The sequence below is a fragment of the Psychrobacter sp. genome (genome assembly GCF_036731945.1).
Taxonomy (GTDB): Bacteria; Pseudomonadota; Gammaproteobacteria; order Pseudomonadales; family Moraxellaceae; genus Psychrobacter.
This window is the reverse complement of the sequence record NZ_DAINDI010000016.1, coordinates 11987-18489: the sequence shown is the minus strand read 5'-3', so window position 1 is coordinate 18489 and position 6503 is coordinate 11987. Positions and strand designations below refer to the sequence as shown.

Annotated in this window: 7 protein-coding genes; 1 reads left to right on the top strand and 6 read right to left on the bottom strand. The window is 43.0% G+C overall.

Annotated features, from left to right (window positions below; all coding sequences use genetic code 11):
• Positions 1-978: tRNA 2-thiocytidine(32) synthetase TtcA (gene ttcA / locus V7D75_RS04910; protein WP_333613649.1), on the top strand; the 978-nt coding region annotated here is incomplete at its 5' end.
• A 239-nt stretch (positions 979-1217) separates the two neighbouring features.
• On the opposite strand, the gene V7D75_RS04905 is transcribed toward ttcA, so the two are convergent.
• From V7D75_RS04905 to V7D75_RS04880, 6 genes are all read right to left on the bottom strand, one after another.
• Positions 1218-1799, bottom strand: coding sequence for a FixH family protein (locus V7D75_RS04905; RefSeq protein WP_201542571.1), 582 nt, complete (start codon positions 1797-1799; stop codon positions 1218-1220).
• Between the two features lie 199 nt (positions 1800-1998).
• Positions 1999-3411 (bottom strand): cytochrome c oxidase accessory protein CcoG, encoded by a 1413-nt coding sequence (gene ccoG / locus V7D75_RS04900; protein ID WP_333613648.1) that lies wholly within the window; start codon positions 3409-3411, stop codon positions 1999-2001.
• 509 nt (positions 3412-3920) lie between these two features.
• A complete protein-coding gene (gene ccoP, locus V7D75_RS04895) occupies positions 3921-5066 on the bottom strand; it encodes a cytochrome-c oxidase, cbb3-type subunit III (RefSeq protein ID WP_333613647.1) in 1146 nt (381 codons plus the stop codon).
• Positions 5063-5245 carry a CcoQ/FixQ family Cbb3-type cytochrome c oxidase assembly chaperone gene (locus tag V7D75_RS04890; protein WP_068408133.1) on the bottom strand — a complete coding sequence of 61 codons (183 nt, stop codon included), beginning with the start codon at positions 5243-5245 and terminating at the stop codon, positions 5063-5065. The genes ccoP and V7D75_RS04890 overlap by 4 nt, the downstream gene beginning before the upstream one ends.
• Positions 5245-5883 (bottom strand): cytochrome-c oxidase, cbb3-type subunit II, encoded by a 639-nt coding sequence (gene ccoO / locus V7D75_RS04885; RefSeq protein ID WP_333613646.1) that lies wholly within the window; start codon positions 5881-5883, stop codon positions 5245-5247. Before ccoO ends, V7D75_RS04890 begins: the two co-directional genes overlap by 1 nt.
• 9 nt (positions 5884-5892) lie before the next feature.
• On the bottom strand, positions 5893-6503 hold a 611-nt coding region (locus V7D75_RS04880; protein WP_333613645.1), incomplete at its 5' end, for a cbb3-type cytochrome c oxidase subunit I.

Here is a 6503-nt window from a genome sequence, read left to right as displayed (position 1 = left end):
AAAAAGCTACGCCGCCAAGTATCATGGGCGATTCGCGATTTTAATATGATTGAAGATGGCGATGTGGTCATGGTTTGCGTTTCAGGCGGTAAAGACAGCTATACGTTGCTCGATATCTTATTGCTGCTCAAACGCATTGCCCCGATTAGCTTTGATATCGTCGCGGTCAATCTTGATCAAAAGCAGCCCGGTTATCCAGAAGATATTTTGCCCGCTTATTTGAATGAGCAAGGTATCGCCCATTATATTTTAGAAAAAGATACCTATAGTATTGTCAAAAGCGTGGTGCCAGAAGGTAAAACGTATTGCTCGGCCTGCTCACGCCTGCGTCGCGGTTCGCTATATGGTTTTGCCAAACAAATCGGCGCCACCAAGATCGCCCTTGGCCATCACCGCGATGATATGCTGGCGACGTTCTTTCTAAACTTATTCCACGGCGGCGCGCTGAAATCCATGCCGCCAAAACTGCTAAGCGATGATAAGCAAAACTTACTGATTCGTCCGCTTGCTTACGTTGAAGAAAAAGACATCATTGAATACGCACGTTTAAAAGAATTTCCGATTATTCCGTGTAATCTATGCGGCAGCCAAACCAATCTGCAACGCGCAATTATCAATGATATGCTACGCGAATGGGATAATGCCCATCCGCAGCGTTTGGCGTCTATTTTTAAAGCGATGCAAAACGTCGCGCCGTCACAATTGGCCGATCGTGAGTTGTTTGACTTTGAAACTTTAAGCATAGAGCGCGATGACAATGAGCGCTTATTTGAAGGCGATAATATCCAAGCAGGACAGACCGACAGTTTGGCTGAGATTGGTTTACCAGTAGCGCCAAAAACTCAAGTTTTTAATCCGAAGTTTGCCAGTCAACACAACCATGACCACAACCATAACCAGCAGGCAGAAAGCACCGATAGCATGGCAAAAACTAGCCGTACCACGAAAAAAATCCCCACGATTAATCCGCTGATTTAAATCATATAGACAGTTATAGTTATAGTCAAAATATCCTAAAAACGCGACGGTATTGCTGATATCAATTTTTTGTAGCCTCTGTCTGCGCAGGCACAGCAAGCAAGAAAAACTGATATCAGCAGTGCGTGATGTATCGATATTACTTTTCACTCACTATGTTTTTATAAAATTACCACCAAAAAAACCAGCGCATTATTCACTAATGGCTGGTTTTTTTTGTATGTATTTAACATTAAAGATTAACTTTTGGCAAAAACGGGTAGTGGGTTAAAGCTCACCTCTGGGCGCGGTAATTTTGCCACATCCTGCATGCGCCAATCATTCTTTCCATCATAACTGACTTGCAGATAGTATTTGCCTTTTACGTCATCCAAATCGACTTGCGCCGTGTACTTGTTACCTGCTTGGTGTTTGAGTACCGCATCGCGGTCTTTTTTAATGTCAGTGGCGTGCGAGATAGACAACTCTAAAGAGTCAGGATAGGTCAATGGCTCACCGTTTAATAATTTACCAGACTGCAAGCTTTGCTCAGGGTAGTTGAGATAAAACACAACATCACCATTATCGGCAAACTGCATCTTGCCATGTAAATCCAAATCATAGGTGAGCTTGTCGCGAGAGACGTCGTGATATAGGGTCTTGCCATCCATATACCAATCGTCGCGTACCACGCTATCACGGATTTGATAAGAATAATAAACAAACCAAATGCAAGCGATTACTACAAAAGCTGGCATGCCAATGACAAAGATAACCACCATATAGTTTTTGTACCATGGTTGGCTGTCTTGATGCTTAAAGTTCGGTGCTGGACTAGACATAACATACCTATTAATCAGATATTCATTTATAAAGTGAGGTTTGTCAGCTTATTATAAACGCTATCAAAAAAATAAACCGACGGCTCAGTGCAGCCAGTTTAATGACAAATACTTCACCCGCAAGTCAATGATAATTAGCCGTTGACCAAGCATCACTAACGAGCGGATGAATAAATAAAAGCAACTACATACTCAATAATTACTGACCTTGTGTGGTAAAGATATTTTGTTTACTCACATTATATTTACCATCTTCGCTGGCGACTGTTAAAGTAATCGGCGTTTGACCAAACTCAATCACCTCAGGGTCGCCATAAATACTGACTGGCATATCAAAGCTTTCGCCTGCTTCTAATGGCACATCGTTGAAGCGTACGCCTAAGCTCAAGCCTTCTTGTGGCTCAAGGCTTATTTTATAAGTGTGCGCACTTTGGGTTTTGTTGGTCAATTTAACGATATAACTGTTTTCAATCATGCCTTGTTGGTTCAATGACGACAACTGATTACGGTCACGGCGAATATCAATCTCTAACGGTACGCGGTCTGTCAATGCATAAACCACACCGCCACAAAGTACCGCAAGCAAGGTTAAATAAGCAAAAAAGCGCGGGCGCAATACACGGCTTGGCTCTTTTTCGACCAATTGACGCTCTGTGGTATAACGAATCAAGCCACGTGGGTAGCCAACTTTATCCATTACCTCATTACAAGCATCGACACAGGCGGCACATTGAATACATGCAACCTGCAACCCATCACGAATATCAATACCCGTTGGGCATACTTGCACGCACATCGTACAGTCAATACAATCGCCTAAATTCTCAGGATGGGTGCCTTTTTTACGGGCGCCGCGAGGTTCACCGCGTTCATAATCATAAGAAACAATCAAAGTATCTTTATCAAACATCACGCTTTGGAAGCGGCCATACGGACAGATTTGGATACACATCTGCTCACGCATGTAGCCTGCATTGACGTAAGTTGAAAAAGCGAAAATAAATATCGATACCCATATCCAAGTTGACCAGTCAGGGAAGGGGATAACGCCCCCTAACATTTGCCAACTACCATATAGAGCTTCTGTCCCTGATACATAACTGACAAACGTCATCGCCGTAATCATCGAAAATACAAACCAGATGGAGTAGATTAAAAAACGCTTGAAGACTTTTTTAGCATTCATAGGTTCTTTATCAAACTTAATGCGTTTGTTACGATCGCCGATGACTATTTTTTCAACGTATTGGAACATATGCGTCCAGATGGTTTGCGGACAGGCATAACCACACCAAACCCGCCCTGCATATACCGTCACCATAAATAGCGCAAAAGCCGCAATAAGCGCAAAGACGGCAAGAAAGTAAAAGTCTTGCGTCAGAAACGTCATACCAAAAATATAATAATGCTGCGACGGCACATCGAACCAGATAGCTTGCCTGCCGTTATACCTTATCCACGGTAAAATCAAAAATAATGCCAATAACGCATACATGCTAATCACGCGGATATTTTGGTAAAATCCGGTGATAAATCTAGGATGAACGCGTTTTTTATTGGCGTTAAGATCCACCTCAACGACAGGGATTTTATTGGATGGTTGTGCTGACATAAACGTGCCTCTTTAAAAAAAGAATCAGTCTGCTGGCATGATGAACAAATACCTTTAATAGCTGGGTATATGGATGTGCGATGTTATCAATGTCAGTAAGTAGCAAGTCTCATACCAAAAAAAGTATCCAAACTTGCTACCAAATGAGCGATTGTAAATAAAGGATTAAAATATGCTTAAATAGATGATTCTATGGTGTTTCTACTTGATTGCTATTTTAGCAGTTTCCCTACTATAAATGGGGTGAGAATGTTAAAAAGCAATACTTATCTGCGACTTATTGATAGACAAAGTGCGTATCACTATTAAGCTTGATACATATCAAAACCAGTAGTGATAGAGCATAAAATGTATTAAATCTATCGGCAGTTTGATTTTGCGAGTTGCTCATAAGCAGAATTTATTCATAGGGCATAAAGCTGATAAATAACTAAAAAGGGAGAACTGCAATAACAGTTCTCCCTTTGTTAAATACTACTTATTTACGATATACAACTGACTAAATGCGCTTAGTTTGCAACTGCCGTTTCAGGTGTTGCTGCTTTTGGAGCAGCGGCAGAAACAGGCTGTGCTTTAGCAGGCTGAGGCGTTCTGTCTGATAGAGAATAAACATACGCAGCAAGCAGCATAATGCGCTCATTACCTAGTTTGGTTTCCCATTCTGGCATCACACCGGCACGACCATAACGAATGGTATCACGGATACTTTCGCGATCGCCGCCATATAACCAGATGTTATCAGTCAAGTTTGGCGCCCCAGTAGAGATCATACCTTTAGCGTCTTCACCATGACAAAGCACACAGTTAGTAGGCTCATGGAAAATGGCTTTACCTTGAGCAACTTTAGCTTGGTCAAGCTCATAACCTGGTTGGTTACCAGAGATTGACAAGACATATTCAGCCGCTGCACGCACACCATCTTCACCAAGTTGGTCACGCCAAGCTGCCATACCGCCGACACGACCATTATGTAGCGTCGTTAGGATATGTGAAGCTTCACCGCCATATAACCAATCACCATCGGTTAAGTTAGGGTAGCCTAGCGCACCTTTAGCATTAGAGCCATGACAGACGGCACAGTTCTGCAAGAACAAGCGACTACCAACTTTTAGCGCATTCGGATTTTCAGCAAGTTTTTCAACGTACGGTGCAAGCTCAGCGATTTTTTCATCAATTTCAGTTTGCAGATTCGCAGGTGGTGTTTCACTGCGACGCATGGTTGCTTGCATCTCAGACAGCGTTGCTAGCGTTTTAGTCGCACCGCTAGCATCTGCTTTAGCCAAGATGTTTTGCTCAAAGTTATCGGTAAACACCTTGTTATTACTTTCAAGCTCACTCGCTAACTCGTTATGCGAGGTCCATGGCACAGTTTCGCCATCTACTTCTACGGTCGTGATACCTTCCCATTTCGATGGAAAGATAGCAGGGAAAAATATCCAGTAGGCAACAGCCCAAATAATCGAGCCAAAAAATATCACTAACCACCATTTAGGCAGTGGCTTATCGTATTCTTGAATGCCATCGTAAGTGTGCCCAGTCGTACCGTCTTCTTCTACTTCTGGCTTGTATTTCAACACCATTAGTAAGACACCGAGGATACCCGCCCAACACATAATACTTAGTATGGTGATCCAAGAACTCCAAAAAAATGTCATCGTTTATCCTTATTGCGCTGCTCTTCAGCCAAAGCTTCTTTATCTTTGTCATCAAGCGCAAGTTGTGCATCTTCTTCGAAGCGTTTTTTGTTTTTTGGCGAATACGCCCACCATGCAACGCCCACAAAGGCAATAAAAGCAGAAACGGTCGCAATTGTTTGTAATTCACCAATACCCATTAGCGCTGTCCTTCCATCGCGGTACCCAATTGCTGTAAGTAGGCAACCAGAGCATCAAGCTCAGTGGCGCCAAGTACCGCATCTGGCGCTCCTTCGATATCTTCTTCAGTGTAAGGCACACCAAACTGATCACGGAATAGACGCATTTTAGTTTGCACATTGGTACCATTTACTTCATTGGTTGCAAGCCAAGGGAAACCAGGCATTACAGATTCAGGTACTAATGAACGTGGATCGATAAGATGTTGTTTTTGCCAATCTTCAGAATAGCGTCCACCAACACGTGCCAAGTCAGGACCAGTACGTTTAGAGCCCCATAAGAATGGGTGATCCCACGTAGATTCAGCAGCACGCGAGTAGGGTCCATAACGCTCAACTTCCGCGCGTAATGGACGCACCATTTGCGTATGACAAACGTGACAACCTTCACGAATATAAATATCACGACCTTCAAATTCGAGCGCGGTCCACGGCTCCATAGCGGGAAGGGGAGCGTTCACCCCACCTTCTTCAGGACCCTTGTTATCATAAATCAGCGGTACAATTTCAACGAGCGTTGCAAAGCTGATTGCGATAACGATAAAGATAACCAACAAGCCTGTATTTTTTTCAATAATTTCATGCGGTGTACCAGACATGATCGCTCCTTATACGTTAGCTGCCGAAGGTTTATCAACACTAGGTTCATGATCAGTAGGATCTGCGATATCAACAGGCTTACCTTCTGGCATTTTAAGTGTTTTATAAACGTTATAGGCCATAACAACCATACCCGATACATACAATAGGCCACCAAAAGCACGACCAATATATGGGAAATGTGAGAACTCAACGGTATCAACGAAGCTATATACCAACGTACCATCTGGATTGGTTGCAAGCCACATCATGCCTTGGCCAATACCTGAAATCCACATAGAAACGATATAGAAGATAGTACCCGCTGTTGCTAACCAGAAATGCGTGGTGATTAAGCTGATAGAGTACATTTTTGGCTTGTTATAGATACGTGGCAATAGTACATATAGCGAACCAATGGTAATCATACCAACCCAGCCAAGCGCACCTGAGTGTACGTGACCGACTGTCCAGTCCGTGTTATGCGATAACGCGTTAACGGTCTTAATAGACATCATCGGACCTTCAAATGTTGACATGGCGTAGAACGACAATGCCACAATCATAAAGCGAATGATCGGATCGGTACGTAGTTTATCCCAACTACCTGATAGCGTTAGTACACCGTTAATCATACCAC

Excerpts from the sequence above, each read along its gene's own strand:
- V7D75_RS04905 (WP_201542571.1), bottom strand. The coding sequence starts at position 1,799 with ATGTCTAGTCCAGCACCGAACTTTAAGCATCAAGACAGCCAACCATGG.
- ccoG (WP_333613648.1), bottom strand. The coding sequence starts at position 3,411 with ATGTCAGCACAACCATCCAATAAAATCCCTGTCGTTGAGGTGGATCTT.
- ccoP (WP_333613647.1), bottom strand. The coding sequence starts at position 5,066 with ATGACATTTTTTTGGAGTTCTTGGATCACCATACTAAGTATTATGTGT.
- V7D75_RS04890 (WP_068408133.1), bottom strand. The coding sequence starts at position 5,245 with ATGGGTATTGGTGAATTACAAACAATTGCGACCGTTTCTGCTTTTATT.
- ccoO (WP_333613646.1), bottom strand. The coding sequence starts at position 5,883 with ATGTCTGGTACACCGCATGAAATTATTGAAAAAAATACAGGCTTGTTG.